Below are 24,424 nucleotides of genomic sequence, written 5' to 3'. Positions count from 1 at the left end.
GACAGGCCCCGGTGCATGGGAGACTTAGGAGCGATTTCCGCTTTGGCTGCGGCACATTGGCTGTGTCATTTTTCATACAGGAGCAACACCGCGTGGAGTTTATTAATGAGGCCGTGCTCCATGCAGCGGGCCAGTGGTGGATTTACCCGGCGTTGCTGGTGTTCTTCTTCGTGGACGGTTTCGCCATGGTGGTCCCCAGTGAGACCCTCATTGTGGCGCTTGCAGCGTTCTCCCGGCACAGCGGTGAACCCAATCTCTGGATCCTCGGCCTCACCGCCCTGGTCGGCGCCATCGCCGGTGACAACATGGCCTACATGCTCGGCCGCAAGATCGGCTTGGAGCGCTGGCGGTGGATGCGCCGGCCGAAAGTCCGGAAAGTCTTCGCCTGGGCCCGCTACGAGCTGGAAAAGCGCGGGGCTGTGCTGATCTTCACCGCCCGCTACATCCCCTGGGGCAGGGTGGCCGTCAATTACGTGGCCGGCAGCACCGGATTCTCACACCGCAGGTTCTTCGTCTTCGACGCCTTTGCCTGCGTGACCTGGGTGGGCTACTCCCTTGGCATCGGCGTGCTGGCCAGTTCCTTCCCCTGGCTGCACCACAATCCGCTGCTAAGCGCCGGCATCGCCGTCGTCTTCGCTATTGTCCTCGGCGTGGTCATCGACCACCTGCTGCGCTGGTGGCACAAGCGGCTGGGCCGGCATGACGCACCCGGGGCGGACGAATGGGCCGAAGGGTCCTCCGGCCCCGGCAAGGAGGAACGGCCTGGCACCCACGCCCTCGTCGTGCCGTCGGCAGAGGCAGGGCCCGCCGCCAAGTAGCGCCCGGCCCTGAACGCCTGGCCCTGAACGGCTGGCTTTGAACGGCTGGCTTTGAACACCGCCCCACCCTAAGGTGGGAACGTGACTGAGCCCATTGTTGACGCTGCCCCTGCCATCGATTTTGACCTGAAGAGCCTGCCCAAGGTTTCCCTTCATGACCACTTGGACGGAGGACTCCGTCCGGCCACTGTCATCGAGCTGGCGGAGGCCGTTGGCCACACGCTTCCCTCAACGGACCCGGTGGCCCTGGGGCAGTGGTTCCGCGAATCAGCCGATTCCGGATCCCTGGTCCGCTACCTGGAGACCTTCGACCACACGGTCGCCGTCATGCAGACCTACGACGGCCTGTTCCGCGTGGCCAAGGAGTTCGTCGAGGACCTCGCGGACGACGGCGTGGTGTACGGCGAAGTGCGCTGGGCGCCGGAACAGCACCTCCAGAAGGGACTCAGCCTTGATGAAGCCGTGGAGGCAGTCCAGGAAGGCCTGGAAGCCGGGGTGGAGGCCGTGTCCGAGAGCGGGCGTGAGATCCAGGTGGGCCAGCTGATCACGGCCATGCGCCACGCCGACCGCGGCCAGGAGATTGCCGAGCTCGCCATCCGCCACCGCAACAAGGGTGCGGTTGGCTTTGACATTGCCGGCGCCGAGGACGGCTTCCTGCCCAGCCGTTTCAAGGACGCCTTCACCTTCCTTGCCCAGCACAACTTCCCGGCAACCGTGCACGCCGGCGAAGCAGCCGGGCTGGAGAGCATCCAGTCGGCGCTGGTGGACGGCCGCGCCCTGCGGCTGGGACATGGGGTCCGCATCGCCGAGGACATCATGGTGGAGTTCGACGACGACGAGGAAGCCGGCGACACCGTAGGCCTGGTCACCCTTGGCGACCTCTCCAGCTGGGTCCGGGACCGCGGCATCGCCCTGGAAATCTGCCCCTCTTCCAACCTGCAGACCGGTGCCATCTCTGAATTCGGCGAAGGCATCGAAAGCCACCCCCTGGACATGCTTTACCAGCTGGGCTTCAACGTCACCATCAACACGGACAACCGGTTGATGAGCGGCGTGACCCTGACCGACGAGTTCAACCTGCTGGTGGAGACATTCGACTACGACCTCGACGATCTGCTGGAGCTGACCCTGAACGCTGCAGAGGCCTCCTTCCTGCCCCTGGAGGAAAAGGAAGCGCTGGTGGAGTACATCAACGACGCCTACGCCAACCTTGGCTGAAACCCCCGTCGAACGCCTGATCGAGGTCATCGCCCAGCTGCGCGAACACTGCCCCTGGATGGGCGCCCTGACCCACGCATCGCTGCTGGAGTACCTCCTCGAGGAGGCGTATGAGGTGGCCGAGACCATCGAGGACGGCCACCCGGATGCCGAGCTCCAGGGCGAGCTCGGCGACGTCCTGCTCCAGGTGGTGCTGCACGCCCGGCTCGCACAGGAGCGCGGCGCCTTCACGTTCGACGACGTGGCCCGCGGCCTGGGTGCCAAGATGGTCCGCCGGAACCCGCACGTGTTCCGGCCGGACGGCACCCTGCAGGACAGCTTCCCCGCCACTGTCGAGGAGATCGAGCAGAAGTGGGACGCCGTTAAGCGGGCCGAAAAGCCGGAACGGCGGGACGCCTTCGAAGGTATCCCGCAGGCCCTCCCGGCGCTGGCCAGGGCGCAGAAGTCGCTGGACCGCGCAGCCCGTGCGGGCCTGGAGCTTCCGGCGGGCGTCCCGATCCCCGAAAGCGAGGACGAACTGGGAAGCCTGCTGCTCGCCGTCGTGCGTTCCGCCCGGGACAGCGGCATGGACGCTGAGCGCGCGCTGCGGTCCGCAGTCCGCCGCTACCAACGTAACCAAAGTGGGCAAAGTGACCACGCGCCATCATGACGTCCGGCCCCTGGCCGGTTTGAGTAACCCGGAGCACTCTCGACTACGCTGGTCCCTGACGAGTACGTCGAGTTTTCTGCCTGATTCCCCCGTTAATCGCCCATAAGGAGCAAATTCATGGCGCTTATCGATGCCATCCATGCCCGCGAGATCCTCGATTCCCGCGGCAACCCCACCGTAGAAGTTGAAGTCCTGCTTTCCGACGGTCAAATCGGCCGCGCGGCTGTTCCCTCCGGCGCTTCCACCGGCGAGCACGAGGCCGTTGAACTGCGCGACGGCGACAAGGGCCGCTACCTGGGCAAAGGCGTGCAGAAGGCCGTCGACGCCGTGATCGACCAGATCGCCCCGGCCCTGACCGGCTTCGATGCCACCGACCAGCGCAGCATCGACCAGGCCATGCTGGACCTGGACGGCACCCCCAACAAGGGCAAGCTCGGCGCCAACGCCATCCTGGGCGTCTCCCTGGCTGTGGCCAACGCAGCCGCAGCCTCCGCGGACCTGCCGCTGTACAAGTACCTGGGCGGCCCCAACGCACACGTCCTGCCCGTGCCGCTGATGAACATCCTCAACGGTGGATCGCACGCCGACTCCGACGTCGACATCCAGGAATTCATGATCGCCCCCATCGGCGCCGAGACCTTCTCCGAGGGCCTGCGCTGGGGCGTTGAGGTCTACCACAACCTCAAGTCGGTTCTGCAGCAGAAGGGCCTGTCCACCGGCCTCGGCGACGAAGGCGGCTTCGCCCCCAACCTGCCGTCCAACCGCGCAGCCCTGGACCTCATCACCGAGGCCATCAAGAACGCCGGCTACACCCCGGGCAAGGACATTGCCCTGGCCCTGGACGTCGCATCCTCCGAGTTCTACAAGGACGGCGCCTACCAGTTCGAAGGCAAGTCCCTGTCCGCCAGCGACATGAGTGCCTACTACGGCGAACTCGTTGCCGACTACCCGCTGGTCTCCATCGAAGACCCGCTGGACGAGAACGACTGGGACGGCTGGAAGACCCTCACCGACGCCATCGGTGACAAGGTACAGCTGGTGGGCGACGACCTCTTCGTCACCAACCCCGCCATCCTGCAGCGCGGCATCGACACCCGGACGGCCAACTCCCTGCTGGTCAAGGTCAACCAGATCGGCTCACTCACCGAGACCCTGGACGCCGTCAGCCTGGCCCAGCGGGCCGGCTACACCACCATCACCTCGCACCGCTCCGGCGAGACCGAGGACACCACCATCGCCGACATCGCGGTGGCCACCAACGCCGGCCAGATCAAGACCGGCGCCCCGGCCCGCTCCGAACGCGTAGCCAAGTACAACCAGCTGCTGCGCATCGAAGAGGAACTGGACGACGCCGCACGCTACGCCGGCCGCAGCGCGTTCCCGCGTTTCAAGGGCTAATAGCCGGGTAATCCGGCAGGCGGTGGCTATGGTTGAAAGACCATAGCCACCGCTGTTGTTTCCGGCAGCACCATTTCCAGCCCAGATTTTGGCGGCCCAGGCAGGCTGCGTTTCAGGAGTGTCATGGCTACCCGCCGCCCCAAAGTCCCCAAGGTCGCCCCCACACGTCCAGCCAGGGAAACGGCCGACGCCGGTCCCTCCGGCGGTGCCGAGGTCATCCGGGCGGATTTCCGCCCGGCCAAGGGAACGGCCGGCAGCGGGGCGGGAGCCAGGAACACGGCAGCGAAGGACACGGCAAAGCCGAAGGACAACCACGGGCCTGCAGCTTCGGGCCGGCCCGCCGCCGGAAGGGCGGGAGAGGGTTCCAAACCGAAGGCGCCCACCGGCCGCAAGGGCAGCAGCTCCACGGACCGCAAGGACACCCGGGGCGGCGAAGATGAGCAGCACCCCGTTCCCGCCAAGGCGTTCTCCGGGCGCATGCTCGCGCTGGCCGTCGTGATGATTGCCATCACCATCATGCTGGCACCCACCGTGAAGATCTTCTTCGACAAAAAGGCCGAAATCGACGCGTTGCACGCCGATATCGCAGCACGCCAGGCCGAAGGCGACGCCCTCCGCCAGCAGGTTTCACGCTGGCAGGACCCCAACTACGTCAAGCAGCAGGCCCGCGACCGCATTAACATGGTTATGCCGGGTGAAACCGGCTACTGGGTTTTTGGCAGCGATGAGCCGGCCGGAGAAAGCAGTAGCCCCGCCGGCGCAGCAGCACAAGACCCCGCCGATCTGCCGTGGGTGGATTCCCTGTGGGAGTCCATCCGGCGCGCGGCCACAGACTGAACCGCACAGGAAGGACGGCCCGCGACAGTGGAACACAACACGGCAGCCGCCCGGGAGGAATCCCGCCAACCGACAGCACACGACCTTGAAGTACTGAGCAGGCAGCTGGGACGTCCCGTCCGCGACGTCGTGGAGATTCCGGCCCGCTGCGTCTGCGGAAATCCACTGGTTGCGGCCACCGCGCCCCGCCTCAGCAACGGCACCCCGTTTCCCACCACCTTTTACCTGACGCACCCGGTGATCACCTCTGCGGTTTCCAAGCTCGAGGCGGCAGGGGTCATGAACAGCATGAACGAACAGCTGGCCGGAGACGCCGGGCTTGCCGCTGCCTACCGGGCGGCGCACCAGGAGTACCTGGCCGCCCGCGACGCCATCGGGCAGCGTTCGGGCATCGGGCCGGTGCCGGAGATCGACGGCGTCTCCGCCGGAGGTATGCCCACCCGCGTTAAGTGTCTGCATGTCCTGGTGGGCCACTCGCTCGCAGCGGGCAGCGGCGTGAACCCCCTGGGCGACCAGGCGATCGGAATGATCAGCGAGTGGTGGACGGCGGACAAGTGCTACTGCGACGGCGCCTGGGACACCACCGGCGAGGCACCGTCCAGGGACCTCAGCCGGCACGGGCCACAGGGCCTGCCCGACATCGTGGGCCGCCCAGCCCCCGTACGGAAGTCTGCCGGATCAGCAGGGGCCGCCGAATGACCCGCGTGGCCGCCATCGATTGCGGCACCAACTCCATCCGGCTCCTGATCGCAGACATCGACCGCAGCAACGGCACTGCGGCGCTGACGGACGTCGTCCGGGAGATGCGCGTGGTCCGGCTGGGCCAGGGTGTGGACGCCACCGGCGAACTTGCACCGGCAGCACTGGAACGGACCTTCGCCGCGACCGCTGACTACGCCCGCCTGATCAAGGAGCACGGTGCGGAGCGGATCCGCTTCGTGGCAACCTCCGCCAGCCGCGACGCACGCAACCGGGACGTCTTCGTGGATGGAATCCGGGACCTGCTGGGCGTGGAACCGGAAGTCATCTCCGGGGACGAGGAAGCCGCGCTGTCCTTTGCCGGGGCCAGCAGCGTCCTGCCCATCCTCGATGGCCACCAGGTGCTGGTTGTGGATCTCGGCGGGGGAAGCACCGAGTTCGTCCTGGGCACTGCTGCGGGCGTGACCGCCGCCAAGTCCGTCGACATCGGCTGCGTGCGCCTGACCGAACGGCACCTGCGTGACGATCCCCCCACCCCCGAACAGGTCGCGGCCGCCGAAGCCGACGTTGACGCCGCCATAGCCCGCGCCGGAGGCGACGTGCCGCTGGAACATGCCACTGCCGTCGTCGGTGTTGCCGGGTCTGTCACCACCATCACGGCCCATGCCCTGCGCCTGCCGGAATATTCGCCCGACGCCATCCACGGCACGGTGCTGCCCATCGCGGAGGTCCGCGCCGCCGCCACGGACCTGCTCACCATGACCCGTGCCCGCCGCGCGGCGCTGCCCTACATGCACCCCGGACGCGTGGACGTGATCGGCGCCGGGGGACTGGTGTGGCGCCGGATCCTGGAACGGATGGGGGAGTTGACCGGCGGGAGGATTACCGCCGCCACCGCCAGCGAGCACGACATCCTCGACGGCATCGCCCTGAGTATCGGGTAGTCCCATGCGTTCCACTACGAATTCCGCTCCCTTGATGCCCCGGGTGGCGGCGGCCCTGGTTGCCGTCCTCCTGGCAGCGTGCTGCCTTTGCGCGGGCCTCTTCACAGCACCCTCCGCCAAGGCTGATGAATGGCGCGACAAGGAATACTGGCTGGCTGATTCCGGCATCACCAAGGCCTGGGAAGTCTCCAAGGGCGCCGGCGTGAAGGTAGCCGTCATCGACAGCGGCATCGACGTCCAGCACCCGGACCTCAAAGGAGCCGTCGTCGGCGGCTACGACGCCTCCGGTTCCGGCCGGCCCGACGGCCAGAAAAGCGTTGGCTCCAAGCCCGAACACGGCACCCTGGTAGCCACCATGCTGGCCGGCCGCGGCCACCAGCCCGCCAGCCCCAGCCCCAGTGCCAGCCCCAGTCCAAGTCCCGGCCCGGCGGGCATACCGCCGGACGGCATCATGGGGGTGGCGCCGGAAGCCCAGCTCCTTTCGGTCTCCACCTGGCTTGGCTCGCCCAACCCGTCGGGAAAAAGCGATCAGGACCAGATCCCGGAGGCGGTCCGCTGGGCGGTGGACAACGGCGCCAAGGTAATCAACATTTCGCTGGGCAGCACAACGCCGCAGTGGCCGCAAAGCTGGGACGCCGCTTTTCTCTACGCAGAGCAAAAAGACGTGGTCATTGTTGCGGCGGCCGGCAACCGGGTGGGCGGCAACACCCAGGTGGGAGCTCCCGCCACCATCCCGGGCGTCCTCACCGTCGCCGGGCTGGACCGCAGGAACGTGGCCAGCGTTGACGCTTCTTCACAGGGGATCAGCATCGGTGTTGCCGCGCCTGCCGAGAACCTCCTGGGCGGCCTCCCGGGCGGGGGATACGCTGAGTGGGCCGGAACCTCCGGCTCCACCCCCATCGTTGCCGGCGTGGCCGCCCTGATCCGGTCCAAGTGGCCGGGCATGACTGCTGAGCAAGTGATCAACAGGATCATCACCACGGCGAAGGACGCCGGGGCCCCGGGCAAGGACCCGCTGTACGGCTACGGCATTTTGGACGCCGAGGCCGCACTCAAGGCGGAGGTTCCGGAAGCCACAGCCAATCCGCTGGGCACCATCGCCGAATGGATCCGCGTGCACAGGCGGGGAAACGCAGCTCCCGCAACGCCGCTGCCAACCGCCACCTCAGTGCCCAGCGCGGCACCCACGCTGCCCGAAGCAACCGTTCCCGCGGCCAAGGCGCCGTCCCAGCGGGACAGTGCCATCGGCGCCGCCGTCGTGATCGGTTTTGCTGCCCTGTTCGTGGCAATCATCGCGGCAGCTGCCATCCAACTCCGCAGGGCTGCGCGCAACCCTGCGCCTGCCCTTGAAGAACCAGACACAGGAGGGCTCGAAAAGCTGCATCCGCACCGGAATTCCCACGTTACGGACCACCCTTCAAGTTAGTGAAGATTTTCACAAACTGCGCTATCCTTGAAACCATGGCAACCACCCCACAGCTCCAGGACCGTCCCAGGGTACTCGTCGTCGGCGGCGGGTACGTCGGCCTGTACGTAGCACTGAAACTGCAGAAGAAGATCGCGAATGCCGGTGGCATCGTCACGGTCGTTGATCCCCTGCCCTACATGACCTACCAGCCCTTCCTCCCCGAGGTGGCCGGCGGCAACATCGAAGCCCGCCACGCGGTGGTATCACACCGCCAGCACCTCAAGCAGACTGAACTGATCCAGGGCCGCGTTACCTCGATCGACCACGTCAACCGCACCGCTGTAGTGGCTCCCGCCGATGGCGGCGACAACTTTGAGGTGCCCTACTTCGACGTGGTGCTCGCTGCAGGCGCCATCACCCGCACGTTCCCCATCAAGGGCTTGGCGGACAACGGCATCGGCCTGAAGACCATCGAGGAAGCCGTTGCGCTGCGCAACAAGCTGCTCGAACGCATCGAGGTTGCCTCCACCATGACGGACCCCACGGCACGCGCCCGGGCCCTCACCTTCGTGGTGGTCGGCGGCGGCTTCGCCGGCATCGAGTGCATCACCGAGATGGAAGACCTCGCCCGCGCCGCAGTCCGCAACAACCCCCGCATCAAGCAGGAGGAAGTCCGCTTCGTCCTGGTCGAGGCCATGGGCCGCATCATGCCCGAGGTCACGGCCCAGCAGGCCGACTGGGTGGTTGAGCACCTCCGCAGCCGCGGCATCGAGGTTCTCCTGAACACCTCGCTGGACAGCGCCGAAGGCACCCTGAAGCTGATCAACCTTCCGGACAAGACTCCCGCCCAGGAATTCGAGGCGGACACCCTGGTGTGGACTGCCGGCGTGCAGGCCAACCCCATGGTCCGCTCCACCGACTTCCCGCTCGAGCCCCGCGGCCGCGTGCGCGTCCTTCCGGACCTGCGCATCTCCGGCGACGAAGGCATCGTGGAGAACGCCTGGGCAGCCGGTGACATCGCCGCTGTTCCGGACCTCACCGGCAAGGGCCTGCCTGACGGCACCTGCGTGCCCAACGCCCAGCACGCCCTGCGCCAGGCCAAGCGCCTCGCCAAGAACCTGTGGGCTTCGCGCTGGGACAAGCCGCTGACCGACTACAAGCACAAGAACCTCGGTGCCGTGGCCGGCTTCGGCCAGTGGAAGGGCGTTGCCAATATCAACCTCCTGGGCCGCATCGGCCTCAAGGGAGCGCCGGCCTGGCTGGCCCACCGCGGCTACCACGGCATGGCCATGCCCACGGTGGAGCGCAAGTTCCGCGTCATCCTGAACTGGATCATCGGCTTCTTCGCAGGCCGCGACACCACCCAGCTGATGGACCTGGACAACCCCCGCGGCGCTTTTGTCTCGGCAGCCACCCCGGCGCCGAAGCCTGCAGCTGCACCCGCGGCCGTCCCCGCCGGCTCCGGTTCCACCGCTGCCGCCGCTCCCAAGGAAACCGTGTCGGCCAACGCCAAGTAGCGCGTTTTTCCACCACGCTTCACAGCGTCCGACGGCGGCCGTCCCCTTCCCGGGGCCGGCCGCCGTCGGCGTTCCAGCCAAGGCGCCCCTGGCAGGTACCATTGACCCGGCGCCCCAGTAGCCCAATTGGCAGAGGCAGCGGACTTAAAATCCGCGTGTTGTGGGTTCGAGTCCCACCTGGGGTACAACTGTCCCCGACCGGTGCCATCAGCACCTGTCATGAGGAAGCCGCCTGCGATGCAGGCGGCTTTCCACATTTAATTCCACATAGGCAACGACTGTTATAAGGCTGTGACCTCTGTCACTTAGCTTCGCTGCCGTCTATGCACTAGCTTGAAGCTAAATCAGGAATACCTGGTCCAATTCCGGGTGCCGCGGCGCCCCATTGATCCGTTTGCGCATCGCATGGCCCTGTTTCGGAAGGCAGACACATGTACCGAAAGAAAGTCCTCACCTCGTTGGCAGCAGCAGCCACATTCAGCATGCTGCTGTCGGCCTGTGCCAACCAGGCGGGCCCCGGCACCACCGAAAGCTCGGGCTCGTCCAGCAAGGTGAACATCCCCGCCATTTCGAAAGTGGATGTCCCGTCCGGAGCCGTGAAGCCTGCCGGCGACGGCAAGGCCACCTGCCCCTCGACCACCACGCTGGCCTACGCCGGCGCCCAGACCGGCCCCAACGCCCAGCTCGGCGTCAACATCTTCAACGGCATCCAGCTGGCCATCGACCAGCACAACAAGGCCAACCCCGGCTGCCAGGTCCAGTTCAAGAAGTTCGATACCGAAGGTGATCCCAACAAGGCCACCGGCCCTGTCACCCAGCTGGTAAGCGAGCCGGATATCGTGGGTGTTGTCGGGCTCCCGTTCTCCGGTGAATCCAAGGCGACCGGCAACATCTTCGAGCAAAAGGGCCTGGTCCACATCACCCCGTCGGCCACCAACCCCACCCTCACCGAGAACGGCTGGACTACCTTCTTCCGGGGCCTCGGCAATGACGCCGTCCAGGGTCCGGCAGCCGCCAAGTTCCTCACCGGAAAGCTCGGCGCCAAGAAGGTGTACCTGGTCCAGGACGACTCCGACTACGGCATTGGCCTGGGAACCTCCACCTCCGCCGGACTGGGCAGCGCCCTGGCCGGGACGGAAAAGGTGACCACGGGGCAGAAGGATTTCTCGGCAGTCATCTCCAAGATCATGAACGCCAAGGCTGACGCCGTGTTCTACGCCGGCTACTACGCCGAGGGCGCCCCGTTTGACCAGCAGCTGGTTGGAAAGGGCTTCACCGGAACGTTCGTGGCCCCGGATGGCGTGAAGGACGACCAGTTCATCAAGCAGGCAGGCGACGCCTCGAACAACGCCTACTTCACCTGCCCCTGCATCCCCGGTGAACTGATTCCCGACTTCGCCACGGCCTACAAGGACATCTCCAAGGGCGCAGAACCCGGAACGTACTCCATCGAAGGCTACGACGCAGCCACCGTCCTCCTCTCCGGCATCGACGCAGGCAAGCAAAGCCGTGCGGACCTGCTGGCCTGGGTCAAGGCGTATGACAAGGACGGCCTGAGCAAGCACTACAAGTGGGACGCCAAGGGCGAACTCCAGGCCCCGACCGTTTACGGCTACAAGGTGGAAAACGGGAAGATCGTCCCCGTCGGCCCCATCGGGGAGTAGCAACCGGCAGGAAATCGGCTGTGGGGGCCAGCAGTTGCGGCCCCCACAGCCTTTTCTTCGCTCGGCAGCAACCCATGACCACCCAGGTCACTAGACACAAGTCCCACGGCCGGGCCCACAAGGCCGCGTGCAACTGGATCAGGACGTTCCCATGCTTCCCTCTCTTGTCCCACTACTCCCGACGGAAAACGACTGGATTTCCTTTGATGTTCCGTCCCTGGCGCAGAACTTCTGGAGCGCCACCTTTGACGGCCTCACGTTCGGAGCCATCTACGCGCTCGTAGCGCTGGGCTACACGCTGGTCTACGGCGTACTGAACCTCATCAACTTCGCCCACTCGGAAGTCTTCATCGTCGGCTGCTACGCCGTCTTCTTCACCCTCAGCACCCTTGGCTTCGGACCATCCGTTCCGCGCCTCGATATCTGGGCCATTATTCTGAACCTGCTGCTGGCGCTGGTCCTGGCCATGGTTGCCTCGGCTGTGACGGCCTTCCTGCTGGAACGGATCGCCTATAAGCCCCTCCGGAAGCGGAACGCCCCGCGCCTGGTCTTCCTGATCACCGCCATCGGTGCTTCCTTCACCATCCAGTACCTGATCTACCTGTGGCGCGGCCCAAGCCCCGAACTTGCACTGACCATGTTCCGGCCCACACCTATCTTCGATGTCTTCGGCACCATCGTCGACTCCCAGCAGCTGGTGATCATCATCGCGGCCGTGATCATGATGGTGGGCATTGACAGGTTCATCAGCAAGTCGCGGACCGGCCGCGGAATCCGCGCCGTGGCGCAGGATCCTGACACGGCCACATTGATGGGCGTCAACAAAGAGCGCATCATTATTACCACCTTCGTCATCGGAGGCCTGCTCGCAGGAGCCGCCGCCTTGTTCTACGTCATGAAGATCCCGTCCGGTGTCCAGTACAGCGGTGGGTTCGTCCTTGGCATCAAGGCGTTCGCAGCCGCCGTGCTCGGCGGCATCGGCAACGTCCGCGGCGCCCTGCTGGGCGGCCTGCTGCTCGGCCTGATCGGCAACTACGGCCAGATCCTGCTGGGCAACTCACAGTGGACCGACGTCGTGGCGTTCGTGGTGCTCGTGCTCGTGCTGCTGCTGCGGCCCGAAGGCATCCTGGGCACCTCCCTTGGAAGGAGCAAAGCATGAGTATGACGGACGGCCCCACGCCGCTACCGACAGTCGCCGCGGAACAGGCAGCAGAGGACCGCGAAGCCTCGGCCAAAGCTCCGGGCAGGAGCGCGCTCCGGCAGCAGGGTAAACGCAAGCCCGGCTACTTCTCCGACCGCTGGCACGCCCTGTCCCGCCAACAGCAGTGGGCATTCCTGGTCATCGTGGTGGTCCTGGCCTACCTGCTGCCGTTGATCAACCCACCCATCATCACAACCGAACCCGGCAACAACTTCGCCCTGGCGTGTTTCGACATGGCGCGGTTTGCTCTGATCGCCGTCGGCCTCAACATCGTGGTGGGGTACGCCGGCCTGCTGGACCTGGGCTACGTCGCCTTCTTCGCGGTGGGTTCGTACGTTGCCGCCATGCTGACCAGCCCGGATTCGCCGTACCTGCACATCCCTTATCTGTGGACGCTTCCTGTGGCCATGGCCGTCACCATGTTCTTTGGCGTCATGCTGGGCGTGCCCACACTCCGGCTCAGGGGCGACTACCTCGCCATCGTGACGCTCGGCTTCGGCGAGATCATCCGCATCCTGGCCACGATCATCCCGGCCATGAAGGGCCAGGTGGGCTTCCAGAACGTCGGCCATCCGCCGGGTGACGGGGCTGACGGCCAGCCCATTTTCTCCAACTCAAACGGTGTGCCCTGGTACTGGCTGACCTTGACCATCATCATCATCGTCACCCTGCTGGTAGGCAACCTGGAACGGAGCCGGGTGGGCCGCGCCTGGATCGCCATCCGTGAAGATGAGGACGCCGCGGAAATCATGGGTGTTCCCACCTTCAAGTACAAGGTGTGGGCCTTCGCCATCGGTGCTGCCGTCGGCGGCCTTTCCGGCGCCCTGTTCGCCGGCCAGGTGGGCTTCGTCAACAACCAGAAATTCGACGTCACCACATCCATCCTGTTCCTCGCCGCCGTCGTGCTCGGCGGTGCAGGCAACAAGGTGGGCGCCATCCTGGGCGGGGCCCTGGTGAGCTACATCCCGCTCCGGTTCACGGCCATCGCCGAGTACAAATACCTGATCTTCGGGATCGCGCTGGTGCTGATCATGATCTTCCGTTCCCAAGGCCTGCTCCCGGCACGTCAGCGGCTGCTCGCCTACGGCCGGACGGCACTGAACAAGGTCACCAGCCGTGACGCCATCAAACCCAACGACACGGACAACCCGGCGGGCCCCGATGCCCGCGCCGTTGGCCAGAGAGGAGCGGAGGCATGAGCTCCGAGGAAAGGCACGCCGGCTCCAGCAGCGTTGACGAGCAGCCGGAACACGACGGCGCGGCCCAGGAAAGCGCCACGGCCCCCGTCGCGCCGGACATCGACATGGATGCCCTGGCCGAGGCAGGGGTTGACCAGGAACTGGCGGAGAAAGTGGCGCCCGACCGCGACATCGCGGTCAAGGTGGGCGACAACATCGTCGAGGTGCAGAACCTGACCATCAAATTCGGTGGCCTGTTGGCGCTGGACAACATCAGCTTCAACATCAGGCGGGGCGAGATCCTGGGACTTATTGGACCCAACGGCGCCGGCAAGACCACCTGCTTCAACGCGATGACCGGCGTCTACAAGCCCACCAGCGGCAAAGTGGTCCTGGAAGGCCAGGTCCTGAACGGCATCAAGCAGCACAAGATCACCCGCCTGGGCCTGTCGCGCACGTTCCAGAACATCCGCCTGTTCGGTGAAATGACAGCTCTGGAGAACGTGGTGGTGGGCCTGGACGCGCGGCACCGCACCAGCGTTGGTGGGGCATTGCTGCGCCTTCCTACCCACATCAAGGAGGAAAAATCGGCCATCGAGCGCGGTATGGCCCTCCTGGACTTCGTGGGCATCGGCAGCCATGCCCATGTCCTGTCCCGGCAGCTGCCGTACGGTTACCAGCGCAGGCTCGAAATCGCACGTGCACTTGCCACCGACCCCAAGGTGCTGTGCCTTGACGAGCCGGCTGCCGGGTTCAACCCGGCAGAGAAGGAAGAACTGATGGCCCTGATCCGCACCATCAGGGACGAGGGTTACACCGTGCTGCTGATTGAGCACGACATGAAGCTCGTGATGGGTGTGACAGACCGGATTGTCGTGCTGGAGTTTGGGAAAAAGATCGCGGACGGACTGCCGCGCGAGATCCGCGAGGACCCCCGCGTCATTGCCGCCTACCTAGGAGAGCCTGAAGATGACGTTGCTTGAGCTTGAGGGCGTATCCGTCCACTATGGCCGCATCCAGGCCCTGCGGGACATTTCCTTCACGGTAGAGGAAGGCGAAGTGGTGGCGCTGATCGGTGCCAACGGTGCCGGCAAGACCACCACCATGCGCACCATTTCCGGGCTGCTGAACTGCACCGAGGGCAGGATCACCTTTGCCGGCCAGGACATCACGAAAATGAAGGCCCATATCCGGGTGGTCCACGGGATTTCGCAGGCACCGGAAGGGCGCGGCATCTTCCCTGGCATGACTGTCATGGAAAACCTGGACATGGGAACCTTTGGACGCAAGGACAGAAGCGGCGTAGCGAAGGACCTGGACCGCGTCTTCGACCTGTTTCCGCGGCTGAAGGAGCGGGAGAAACAGTTTGGCGGCACGATGTCCGGCGGTGAGCAGCAGATGCTGGCCATCGGCCGGGCTCTCATGTCCAACCCCAAGCTCCTGCTGCTGGACGAGCCGTCCATGGGCCTGGCGCCACAGTTCATTCGCCAGATCTTCAAGATCATCAAGGAAATCAACAACCAGGGCACCACGGTGCTGGTGGTGGAGCAGAACGCCAACCAGGCGCTGGCCGGGGCGCACCGCGCCTTTGTGCTGGAGACGGGGGAGATCACCCACAGCGGCACAGGCAAGGAACTGTTGGAAGATCCCACCGTCAAGGAGGCCTACCTGGGCGTGGGGTAGTTCCCGGTGGGGCCCGGTGCGTCCAGGGACGCAACGGTCACGGTTCGGTTGCAACTGGGCCCCTTGGGAACTTTCCCGGCGGCCCCCGCGTGGGAATTGGTAGCGTAACAACAAGCTCATCACCCACCCACACATGGAGGAACACTGCAATGGCACTTGGCGGCAACCCGATCTTCAACGGAAAGAGTTTCCGTGGAGCCACCCAGGCACCGCCTGTCCCGCAGGCTCCCTACGGCCAGCAGCCCTACGGCGGCCAGGCACCCTACGGCCAGCAGCAGCCCTACGGCGGCCAGGCACCCTACGGCCAGCAGGGCTGGGGCACGCAGCCCCAGGGCATGACTGACGAACAGCTCCGCCAGATGTACAGCCAGCCGTCGGCTGGCCCCGCCGACACGGGCCGGATGACGTTCGACGACGTCATCATGAAGACCGCGGCGTGCCTCGGTGCGGTGATTGCCGGCGCCGCGGTCACCCTGGTGGTGGCGCAGGGCCTGGCCTCCATGCTGATGATCGTAGGAGCCCTGGGCGGCTTCGTGCTGGCCCTCGTGAACACGTTCAAGAAGCAGCCCTCGCCGGCACTGATCCTGGCCTACGCAGCTTTGGAAGGTCTCTTCCTCGGCGGCCTGACCCGGATCCTGGACGGCATGTTCCCCGGCGTCGGGCTGCAGGCCGTGATCGGCACGCTCTCGGTGTTTGCCGTGACCCTGGTCCTCTTCAAGAGCGGCAAGGTCCGGGCCACCCCGAAGGCAATGCGGTTCTTTATGATCGCCCTTATCGGCTACGCCGTGTTCGCGCTCATCAACATGGTCATGATGTGGACCGGCGCCGTGCAGAGCCCGTTCGGCCTGCGCACCTCTTTCGAGATCTTTGGCATCCCGCTGGGCGTCTTCATCGGCCTGCTGGCCATCGGCCTGGCCGCCTTCTCGCTGATCATGGACTTCACCAGCATTGAGGAGGGCGTCCGCAGCGGAGCCCCGCAGCGCTTCTCGTGGACGGCGGCATTCGGTCTGACCGTCACCCTCGTGTGGCTCTACGTGGAGATCATCCGCCTGCTGGCCATCCTGCGCGGCGACGACTAGGCACCCAGCCGGCTTCCGCCGTCGTAAACCAAACAACCGTGGGCCCCACCAAACTGGTGGGGCCCACGGCCGTTAAGTACGCGCGTCGCCGCTGCTGCCTAGGCGATCCGCATGGCTCCGGCCGCGGGGGAGACCGTGAAGATGTCCGGCGCCGCAAAGCCGGCGTCGGCAAAAGCCTTCACGACGGCGGCCCGCACCTTTTGTTCCGCGTCCACTGGGGTCAGAGCGATGGCTGCTCCGCCGAACCCGCCGCCGGTCATGCGGGCACCGATGGCCCCGTTGGCGCGGGAGGTATCCACGGCCAGGTCCAGCTCGGGGCACGAGATCTCGAAGTCGTCGCGCATGGAGGCATGGCTGGCGTCCAGCAGGGGACCGATGGCGCCGGGACCGGGGCCGGCCAGCAGCTCCACGGCCTGGAGCACGCGGTCGTTCTCGGTGACCACGTGCCGTACCCGCCGGAAGGTGACCTCGTCCAGCAGGCCGCTGGCTTCCTCAAGGTCCGCCACCTCGACGTCCCGCAGCGCCTTGACCCCCAGCACCTCGGCCCCCAGCTCGCAGGACGCCCGGCGGGAGGCGTAGCCGCCGTCCGAATGGGAGTGCGAGACCTTGGTGTCGATCACCAGGAGCACCAGGCCCGCGGGCTCGGTTTCGAAGGGAACGAGGCGCGCCGCCTGGTCCCGGCAGTCCAGGAAGACCGCGTGGCCTTTCGAGCCGCGCAGCGACGCGGACTGGTCCATGATTCCGGTGGGCGCGCCGACAAAGTCGTTTTCCGCCCGCTGGGTTGCCAGCACCATGTCCTGGGCCTCCAGCCCGGCCCCCGTGAGGTCGTTCAGGGCAGTGATGACGGCGCATTCGATCGCGTGCGACGACGACAGGCCGGCACCCAGCGGCACGTCCGAGTCCAGGAGCAGATCAAGTCCGGGGACGTTGACGCCGCGTTCCCGGAGGGCCCACATGACGCCGAGGGGGTACTTCGTCCAGCCTTTGGCAGCTCCGGGCTGCAGAGACTCGAGCGCGGTGGTGACCACGCCCTGGTCGCCGTAGGTTGACAGCAGCCGTACAGTGGCGTCCCGGCGGGCGGCGACGGCAACGCGGGCCGTGCGGTCAATGGCGAAAGGCAGGACGAAGCCTTCGTTGTAGTCCGTGTGTTCGCCGATCAGGTTCACCCGCCCCGGTGCCTGCCATACGCCGTCGGGGGCGATGCCGAACTCCTGCTCAAAGCGTGCGCTGAGGTCCGCAGGGGCGGCAGGGGCTGCGCTGGCCTGGTCCTGGTTCTGCATGCTCATGCGGAGGCTCCTTCCGGGGTGGCCGCCATGGCGGCAACAGGCGTGGACGACGGCGGGACGGCAACATTGCGCAGCCGCTCCGCCACAACTTCTGGCGTGGTGTCATTGATGAAGGCGCCCATGGCTGCCTCCGACCCGGCCAGGTACTTCAGCTTATCGGCGGCCCGGCGGGGGGAGGTCAGCTGGAGGTGAAGGTAGCCGGCCGGCCGGAGCAGGTTGTCCAGCGGTGCCTGGTGCCAGGCGGAGATGTAGGGCGTCGGCGTGGGATACAGCGCGTCGACGCGCTTGAGCAGGTCAAGGTAGACCTGTGCCAGCTCATCTTTTTCCTCCCCGCCCAGCGCGGCCAGGTCGGCAACGTGGCGGTGCGGCACCAGGTGGATTTCCAGGGGCCAGCGGGCAGCGAACGGCACGTAGGCGCTGAAGTGCTTGCCCTCCAGGACCATCCTGCTGCCGTCTTCCCGTTCCGCGCGCAGCAGCGAACCGGTGAGGGTGTCCCTGCCGTCCTGTGCGTCGTAGTACTTCCGGGCGGCTGCGCCCAAGACGCCTGCGCGCGGGGTGACGTAGGGGTAGGCATAGATCTGCCCGTGCGGATGGTGCAGTGTCACACCGATGTCCGCGCCCCGGTTTTCGAACGGGAAGACCTGCTTGATGCCGGACATGGCACTCAGGGCGGCAGTGCGCTGCGACCACGCTTCGACCACGGTCCGGGAGCGCTCCTGCGTCAGGCCGCTGAAGGATCCGGTGTGCTCGGGGGTGAAGGAAACCACTTCGCAGCGGCCGTAGGCCGGGCCTTTCGTTCCCCAGGCGGCGCCCTCCGGCACCGGTCCCAGGGCCGGGCCCAGGGAGGGGAACCGGTTTTCGAACACCACGACGTCGTAATCGGCGGCGGGAATTTCGGTGGCGTTGCCGGGGGTGGTGGGACAAATGGGGCACTGGTCTGCCGGCGGCAGGTGGGTGCGGGCCTGGCGGTGGGCGGCGATCGCCACCCATTCGTCAGTCAACGCGTCGAAACGGACCTCGCCCGGTTCACCCCGCGGGGGCAGCCCGCGGTGGTCGACGGTGAGATGTCCTGCGCGCGAGGTGTTGGTGCCGGCATCGTCGAAGTAGACCAGCTCCCGGCCGTCGGAGAGCGTGGTGCTTGTAATCCCTGTCATGCAAAAAGTCTGGCACAAACGATCAAGAATGAATAGTTAAGAACAAAAAGTAACAGCGCGGCCTGTGCGAAGACCCGCTGAGGCCGTTGTACGGTAGGCCCATGACAGCCTCTTCCGAACAGGGAATTAACGCACCTGCCGCCAGCCGTACCTGCGCCACCGGCCGCCAATACGAGCTGCGGCGCGGCGACGCCGTGGCCGTGGTTACCGAGCTCGCCGCCGGGCTCCGCTCGTTCACCCGGGGCGGGGTCCTGCTGACCGAGACCTACGGCGATGATGAGATTGCCCCCGGCGGTGCCGGCATCACCCTGGCGCCCTGGGCCAACAGGGTGGAGGACGGCCAGTGGTTCCTGGACGGCAGGAAGCAGCAACTGGATATCACCGAGGTGTCCCGCAACAATGCAAGCCACGGCCTGCTGCGTAACACCGGCTACGCCCTGGTAGGGGAGTCCCGGCACGCTGTAGCACTGGAGGGCGTTGTCTTTCCGCAGCACGGCTACCCGTTCCTGGTGCGGCACCGCGTGGAGTATCAGCTTTCGGAAGACCTGGGACTGCACGTCCGGCAAACCCTCACCAATGATTCTGCTGCCGCTGCCCCCTTTGTCCTGGGCGCCCATCCCTACCTGCGCGTTGGTGACACCCCCGTGGAAGAACTGCAGCTGACCGTTGCCGCCGACACCCGGCTGGTGGCCGACGAGCGTTTGATTCCACGCAGTTCCGCCCCTGTCGACGGGGACGTTGACTTCCGTTCCGGCCGGCACATTGCGGACATGGCAGTGGACGTCGCCCTGACGGATCTGCGTTACGAGGCCGGGAGGGCCCGGCACACCCTGGCCACGGCCGACGGCAGCCAGGTTTCGCTCTGGCAGGACGAAGCCTGCCGCTACGTCCACGTCTATGTGAGCACGCTGTACCCGGGACGGACCCGCGCGGTGGCCGTGGAGCCGATGACAGGGCCGGCCAATGCGTTCAACTCCGGTGACGGCCTCCGCTGGCTGCCCCCGGGGGAGTCATTCAGCATGGAATGGGGTATCGATTACACGCCGGGCGGAACCGGCCGGTAGTTTGCCAGGCCGGTGGTTTGCATTGGGCCGCGGCTGGGGAAGTATGGGGATATGACGCCAAAAGAGGACGACGTTACCGTTGCCCATCCCGTGCCCGCCCATCCGGCTCCAGCCCCGGCCGCCGTCCCGGCTGCGCCCCTGCGAGTCCTGGCGGACCGCGAACTGGACAGGGACATTCCCTACGGAATCCGGATCGCGGCTTCCTGGTCGTGGCGCCTGGGCCTGATCCTCCTGATGGCCGGGACGCTGGTGTGGCTGCTCAGCCACATCACCTTGCTGATCATCCCCATCATGGTGGCGGCCCTCCTCGCCGGACTCCTCAGCCCGGTGACGGCATGGCTGAAGCGGCACGGCCTGCCCGCGGGCCTTGCCGTCGCCGTCACGGTCCTTGGTTTCATCGGCCTCATTGCGGGTGCGCTGGCCCTGGTGGGCAGGCAGCTCGTGGCCGGTTTCAGCGAGCTCTATTCCCAGGCGCTCGAGGGCGTTCGGCAGGTCCAGGACTGGCTGTCCGCGGGCCCGCTGCACCTTACCGCCACCCAAATCGACCAGTACGTGAAGGAAGCCACTGACGCGCTGCAGAACAACAGCAGCAGCATCGTCAGTGGTGCACTGTCCTTCGGCAGTACCGCCGGACATTTCGCGGCGGGCATGCTCCTCGCGCTGTTCATCCTGATCTTCTTCCTCCTGGAGGGAGACCGGATCTGGGCGTTCCTCGTCAGGATGCTTCCCCGGAAAGCCCGGCACGCCACCTTCGGTGCCGGCCGCAAGGGCTGGGCGTCCATGGTCAGTTACGCGCGCATCCAGATGTTTGTCGCGGCCGTCGACGCCCTCGGCATCGGCGTGGGCGCCGCCATCCTCGGCGTCCCGCTGGCGCTTCCCCTGGCCGTCCTGGTCTTCCTCGGCTCGTTCATCCCGGTGGTAGGCGCCCTGGTGACCGGCGTGGTTGCCGTCCTCCTGGCACTGGTGGCCAACGGCCCCGTCAACGCCCTCATCATGCTGGCGGTCGTCCTGCTGGTCCAGCAGCTAGAAGGCCACATCCTGCAGCCCCTGGTCATGGGCAAGGCAGTGTCACTCCATCCCGTAGCCGTGATCCTCAGTGTTGCGGCCGGCTCCTACCTCGCGGGCATCCCCGGAGCCCTGTTCTCCGTGCCCATCCTGGCCGTAGCAAACTCGGCCGTTCGCTACATCGCCGCCAGAACGTGGGAACATGAACAGGTGCCGGTTATCGCCGGGAAGCCCATCACGGCCGGAGCGGGCGGGGACAACACCATCGAGGACGTTGAACCGCCGGCTGCATCTGACGCAGGGAGGGGCACGGCGACCCGCACCCCAGCCGAACACCGTGATGCCCGTACCTCCTCCCGGGAGGGCTCCGGGGCAGAACCCAGAGGAGAGTAGTCCGTGAAGATCCTTGAAACCCTTCCCGTCACACTGGACGATGTCCTTGAGGCGCAGAAGCTGCTTGATGGGATTATCGCGCGCACACCCGTGGAATCTTCCCGTGCGCTCGGCAGCATGGTGGGCGGGGACGTCTACTTCAAATGCGAGAACCTGCAGCGTGCCGGATCGTTCAAGGTCCGCGGGGCCTACGTCCGGATGGCGCGGCTCTCACCTGACGAGAAGAAGCGCGGTGTGGTGGCAGCCTCCGCCGGCAACCATGCCCAGGGCGTTGCAGTCGCTGCCAAAAGCCTTGGCATCAAGGCCCGCATCTACATGCCCCTGGGCGTAGCCCTGCCCAAGCTCGCCGCCACCCGCAGCCACGGTGCTGAGGTGATCCTGCACGGCCACAACGTGGACGAGGCGCTCGCCGAAGCCCAGCGGTACAGCAACGAGACCGGCATGGTGTTCGTGCATCCGTTCGACAACGTGGACGTGGTGGCAGGACAGGGGACCGTGGGCCTGGAAATCCTGGAGCAGGTCCCCAACGTGGACACCGTGCTCATGGGCGTGGGCGGCGGCGGCCTCCTCGCTGGAGTCGCCGTCGCCATCAAGGCCCGCGCCCGCGAACTTGGCAGGGAGATCCGGATCATCGGTGTCCAGGCGGAGAACGCCGCAGCCTACCCGCCCTCGCTCGCCGCAGATGCGCTGGTGCCGCTCAAAAAGGTGTCCACCATGGCGGACGGCATTGCCGTGGGACGGCCCGGGCAGCTGCCCTTCAGCATCATCCGGGAACTGGTGGACGACGTGGTCACTGTCAGCGAAGACTCCCTGGCCCGGGCCCTGATCTTCCTGCTGGAACGGGCCAAGATGGTGGTGGAGCCCGCCGGTGCGGTGGGCGTCGCAGCCCTCATGGACGGCAAGATCGAGAACCCCGGGACCACAGTGGCCGTGCTCTCCGGCGGAAACATCGACCCCATGCTGATGCTCAAGGTCATCCAGCGCGGCCTCTCCGCCGCCGGCCGCTACATGACGGTCCGAATGATGCTCGACGACCGCCCGGGCTCGCTGGCAACCATCGCCCGCATCATCGCCGAAAACGATGCCAACGTCACCGGCCTTGACCACACCAGAGTGGGAGGGTCCATCAGCATGGGTGACGTCTCCATCACCGTGAACCTGGAAACCAAGGGCCACCAGCATGGGGAGCAGGTCCTCAGCGCACTGCGGGCCGAGGGCTTCCAACCAATCGTTGTGCATTAGGAGCGGCCATGGCGGGACTGGGTAACGGACTCACGGGCAGCGGACGCAGCCCCGAACGGCAGACCATCGCGTCCCGCGCCAAGGGCGGGCTGGTGGTGCTGGGCGGTTTCGTGGCCTTGCTGTTCGCGATCGAATTGGTGAACACGCTGATGATGGGCGCCCTTACCCGCACCTTCGGCCTGCGGCCGAGGAGTGCCGACGGGCTGCTGGACATCTTCACCTTCCCGCTCCTGCACGCGAACCTGAACCATCTGTTGTCCAACAGCCTGCCCCTGGTGATCTTCGGCTTCCTGGTGTTCCTCTCCGGGCTGCGTGTCTTCCTCACGGCCCTGGCCTTCAGCTGGCTGGGCAGCGGACTGACAGTCTGGCTCATCGGGAACGGTGTCACGGTGGGCGCCTCCGGCCTGGTTTTCGGGCTGTTCGCGTTCCTCCTGGTCCGCGGGTTCTTCAACCGCAGCTGGCGGCAGATCCTGCTCGCGGTGATTCTCTTCATGGGCTACGGGAGCATCCTGCTGGGCGCCCTGCCCTTCGTGGCCGGGTATGTCAGCTGGCAGGCGCACCTTGGCGGTGCGGCCGGAGGAGTGGTGGCGGCAGTGCTGCTGCGTCCGCGCACTCCGGCCGTTTTACGCGGGCTCTGATCACAGGTCCTGAAAGCGGCGTCACCAGCAGTAAAAAGAGCGGCGGCCGTCCCCATTGGGGACGGCCGCCGCTCTGCAGCCCGAATGGCTTTCTGCTCCATACCGCTGCCCTTCCGCCCTGCTTCCGCGCGGGGCAGAGCTGCGAATTAGCCGGTGTAGGGCTTGGCGGAGAGGATCTCCACCTTGATGTCCTTGCCGTTGGGCGCGACGTAGCTGAGGGCCTCGCCCTCCTTATGGCCGAGGATGGCTGCACCCAGGGGTGACTTCTCGCTGAAGACATCCAGGTCCGAGCCGCCTGCGATTTCACGGGACCCCAGCAGGAAGGTTTCCTCATCACCGGCGATCCTGGCGACCACGATCATGCCCGGCTCCACGATGCCGTCATCGGCAGGCGCCTCACCTACATGGGCGTCGCGGAGCAGCACCGTCAGCTGGCGGATGCGGGCCTCGATCTTGCCCTGTTCCTCCTTGGCCGCGTGGTAGCCCCCGTTTTCCTTGAGGTCCCCCTCTTGCCGCGCTGCTTCAATCTTCTGGACGATCTCCGCCCGGCCTGCGCCGGAAAGGTGGTCCAGCTCTGCCTTCAGGCGGTCAAAAGCTTCCTGGGTCAGCCAGGCTGCAGATGCGCTGTTGGTGGTAGACACGGACTTCTCCTCTAGTGGTCCTACAATGCAAAAGACCCCGCCACGGTGGCCACTTGTGGAACAGTAACCAGCTCAGCGGGGTAAAGGTATCTCTCCATTGTAGTCAATCCTCTGGAGATAACCCAAAAGGGAAGCGTTCCAGATCACACCGCTTACGGCTCTCCGCCCGGAATCCAGCAGCTGTCCACCACGCCGGAAACGGATGCCGACTCGGTGCGCAAGGTGACGCGCTGGGCGACTGTCCTGCCGCCGTCGGGCGTTCCATCCGCCGCTGTAGGCGGGATGTCCACCACCTTCCAACCCACCACCGCGAATTTGGAGTCCAGCGCCTTGACGGCACACTTGACAGGCTTGGCCGGTTCGCGGGTGACCTGGAAGTCCACCTCCGCGAGGGTGGCATCAGTGGTGCTGTAGCCAACGTCCTTGAACGTCACACCGGAAAGCGAGTTGGACGTGGTGACCCAGGCAAGGAACCCGATCCCCACAGCCAGTGCGGCTCCGATTGCCGTCCGGGCGGCCCTGGGGGAAAGCCGGCGCTTTTTAGCGCCATACCGATTGGCTAGGCTAGAGTCTGCGGGCGCGGGTTGGGCCGGCTGGTCCGGGGAAGTCACCAGCCCAGTTTAGTGCCCTTTCCGCCGCCGCCCCGCGGGGGCTGCAACTGCCAACGAGGCAATGTACCCGCCAACACCATCCGTAAGCTGCCACAAG

Annotated in this window: 23 protein-coding genes and 1 tRNA gene; 20 read left to right on the top strand and 4 right to left on the bottom strand. The window is 66.0% G+C overall.

Annotated elements, in window-relative coordinates:
• Positions 1–92 precede the first annotated feature (92 nt).
• The 16 genes from QF031_RS14105 to QF031_RS14030 all read left to right on the top strand — a co-directional run bounded on the left by QF031_RS14105 (position 93) and on the right by QF031_RS14030 (position 16,293).
• The gene (locus tag QF031_RS14105; RefSeq protein WP_307429252.1) at positions 93–818 is read left to right on the top strand and encodes a DedA family protein; all 726 of its coding nucleotides are present in this window, start codon (positions 93–95) and stop codon (positions 816–818) included.
• 81 nt (positions 819–899) lie between these two features.
• A complete protein-coding gene (locus tag QF031_RS14100) occupies positions 900–2,036 on the top strand; it encodes an adenosine deaminase (RefSeq protein WP_307429249.1) in 1,137 nt (378 codons plus the stop codon).
• Between the two features lie 58 nt (positions 2,037–2,094).
• Positions 2,095–2,685: a MazG nucleotide pyrophosphohydrolase domain-containing protein gene (locus QF031_RS14095; RefSeq protein ID WP_307433372.1), complete on the top strand. Its 591-nt coding sequence runs from the start codon at positions 2,095–2,097 to the stop codon at positions 2,683–2,685.
• Between the two features lie 117 nt (positions 2,686–2,802).
• Positions 2,803–4,083 (top strand): phosphopyruvate hydratase, encoded by a 1,281-nt coding sequence (gene eno / locus QF031_RS14090; protein WP_307429247.1) that lies wholly within the window; start codon positions 2,803–2,805, stop codon positions 4,081–4,083.
• Between the two features lie 123 nt (positions 4,084–4,206).
• On the top strand, positions 4,207–4,920 hold the full coding sequence (locus QF031_RS14085) for an FtsB family cell division protein (RefSeq protein WP_307429243.1): 714 nt from the start codon (positions 4,207–4,209) through the stop codon (positions 4,918–4,920).
• Positions 4,921–4,947: 27 nt separating this feature from the next.
• Positions 4,948–5,619 (top strand): DUF501 domain-containing protein, encoded by a 672-nt coding sequence (locus QF031_RS14080; protein WP_307429240.1) that lies wholly within the window; start codon positions 4,948–4,950, stop codon positions 5,617–5,619.
• Positions 5,616–6,563, top strand: a complete 948-nt coding sequence (locus tag QF031_RS14075) for a Ppx/GppA phosphatase family protein (protein ID WP_307429238.1) — start codon at positions 5,616–5,618, stop codon at positions 6,561–6,563. The genes QF031_RS14080 and QF031_RS14075 overlap by 4 nt, the downstream gene beginning before the upstream one ends.
• Before the next feature lie 4 nt (positions 6,564–6,567).
• On the top strand, positions 6,568–7,989 hold the full coding sequence (locus QF031_RS14070) for a S8 family serine peptidase (protein ID WP_307429235.1): 1,422 nt from the start codon (positions 6,568–6,570) through the stop codon (positions 7,987–7,989).
• A 35-nt stretch (positions 7,990–8,024) separates the two neighbouring features.
• Entirely contained in the window at positions 8,025–9,488 is a 1,464-nt protein-coding gene (locus tag QF031_RS14065; RefSeq protein ID WP_307429232.1) for an NAD(P)/FAD-dependent oxidoreductase, read from the top strand.
• A 111-nt stretch (positions 9,489–9,599) separates the two neighbouring features.
• Positions 9,600–9,673: transfer RNA gene (locus QF031_RS14060), tRNA-Leu, on the top strand.
• A 246-nt stretch (positions 9,674–9,919) separates the two neighbouring features.
• Positions 9,920–11,152 (top strand): branched-chain amino acid ABC transporter substrate-binding protein, encoded by a 1,233-nt coding sequence (locus tag QF031_RS14055; RefSeq protein ID WP_307429228.1) that lies wholly within the window; start codon positions 9,920–9,922, stop codon positions 11,150–11,152.
• A gap of 151 nt (positions 11,153–11,303) precedes the next feature.
• Positions 11,304–12,311, top strand: a complete 1,008-nt coding sequence (locus QF031_RS14050; protein WP_307429226.1) for a branched-chain amino acid ABC transporter permease — start codon at positions 11,304–11,306, stop codon at positions 12,309–12,311.
• On the top strand, positions 12,308–13,552 hold the full coding sequence (locus tag QF031_RS14045) for a branched-chain amino acid ABC transporter permease (RefSeq protein ID WP_307429224.1): 1,245 nt from the start codon (positions 12,308–12,310) through the stop codon (positions 13,550–13,552). Before QF031_RS14050 ends, QF031_RS14045 begins: the two co-directional genes overlap by 4 nt.
• Positions 13,549–14,514 carry an ABC transporter ATP-binding protein gene (locus QF031_RS14040; RefSeq protein WP_307429221.1) on the top strand — a complete coding sequence of 322 codons (966 nt, stop codon included), beginning with the start codon at positions 13,549–13,551 and terminating at the stop codon, positions 14,512–14,514. The genes QF031_RS14045 and QF031_RS14040 overlap by 4 nt, the downstream gene beginning before the upstream one ends.
• Positions 14,501–15,214: an ABC transporter ATP-binding protein gene (locus tag QF031_RS14035; RefSeq protein ID WP_307429218.1), complete on the top strand. Its 714-nt coding sequence runs from the start codon at positions 14,501–14,503 to the stop codon at positions 15,212–15,214. The genes QF031_RS14040 and QF031_RS14035 overlap by 14 nt, the downstream gene beginning before the upstream one ends.
• A gap of 149 nt (positions 15,215–15,363) precedes the next feature.
• On the top strand, positions 15,364–16,293 hold the full coding sequence (locus QF031_RS14030) for a Bax inhibitor-1/YccA family protein (RefSeq protein ID WP_307429215.1): 930 nt from the start codon (positions 15,364–15,366) through the stop codon (positions 16,291–16,293).
• A 98-nt stretch (positions 16,294–16,391) separates the two neighbouring features.
• On the opposite strand, the gene galK is transcribed toward QF031_RS14030, so the two are convergent.
• Both galK and galT read right to left on the bottom strand, forming a co-directional pair.
• Positions 16,392–17,573, bottom strand: a complete 1,182-nt coding sequence (gene galK, locus QF031_RS14025; protein ID WP_307433370.1) for a galactokinase — start codon at positions 17,571–17,573, stop codon at positions 16,392–16,394.
• A 2-nt stretch (positions 17,574–17,575) separates the two neighbouring features.
• Positions 17,576–18,733, bottom strand: coding sequence for a galactose-1-phosphate uridylyltransferase (galT, locus tag QF031_RS14020; protein WP_307429212.1), 1,158 nt, complete (start codon positions 18,731–18,733; stop codon positions 17,576–17,578).
• A 101-nt stretch (positions 18,734–18,834) separates the two neighbouring features.
• Here galT and QF031_RS14015 point away from each other — a divergent pair, with 101 nt between their 5' ends.
• Genes QF031_RS14015 through QF031_RS14000 form a run of 4 tightly spaced genes read left to right on the top strand, consistent with a single transcriptional unit; the run spans position 18,835 to position 23,075 of the window.
• Positions 18,835–19,797, top strand: coding sequence for an aldose 1-epimerase family protein (locus QF031_RS14015; RefSeq protein WP_307429209.1), 963 nt, complete (start codon positions 18,835–18,837; stop codon positions 19,795–19,797).
• A 51-nt stretch (positions 19,798–19,848) separates the two neighbouring features.
• A complete protein-coding gene (locus QF031_RS14010) occupies positions 19,849–21,195 on the top strand; it encodes an AI-2E family transporter (RefSeq protein ID WP_307429205.1) in 1,347 nt (448 codons plus the stop codon).
• A gap of 3 nt (positions 21,196–21,198) precedes the next feature.
• Positions 21,199–22,437 (top strand): threonine ammonia-lyase, encoded by a 1,239-nt coding sequence (ilvA, locus tag QF031_RS14005; protein ID WP_307429202.1) that lies wholly within the window; start codon positions 21,199–21,201, stop codon positions 22,435–22,437.
• An 8-nt stretch (positions 22,438–22,445) separates the two neighbouring features.
• Positions 22,446–23,075 (top strand): rhomboid family intramembrane serine protease, encoded by a 630-nt coding sequence (locus tag QF031_RS14000; protein ID WP_307429199.1) that lies wholly within the window; start codon positions 22,446–22,448, stop codon positions 23,073–23,075.
• A 146-nt stretch (positions 23,076–23,221) separates the two neighbouring features.
• Here the strand turns inward: QF031_RS14000 and greA are convergent, their stop codons facing one another.
• Complete coding sequence (gene greA, locus QF031_RS13995) at positions 23,222–23,716, bottom strand: transcription elongation factor GreA (protein ID WP_307429196.1); 495 nt, start codon at positions 23,714–23,716, stop codon at positions 23,222–23,224.
• Between the two features lie 152 nt (positions 23,717–23,868).
• The gene (locus tag QF031_RS13990) at positions 23,869–24,327 is read right to left on the bottom strand and encodes a DUF4307 domain-containing protein (protein WP_307429194.1); all 459 of its coding nucleotides are present in this window, start codon (positions 24,325–24,327) and stop codon (positions 23,869–23,871) included.
• Between the last annotated feature and the right edge of the window lie 97 nt (positions 24,328–24,424).

The organism is Pseudarthrobacter defluvii (genome assembly GCF_030816725.1).
GTDB classification, from domain to species: Bacteria; Actinomycetota; Actinomycetes; order Actinomycetales; family Micrococcaceae; genus Arthrobacter; species Arthrobacter defluvii_A.
This window is presented reverse-complemented; position numbering and strand designations above follow the sequence as displayed.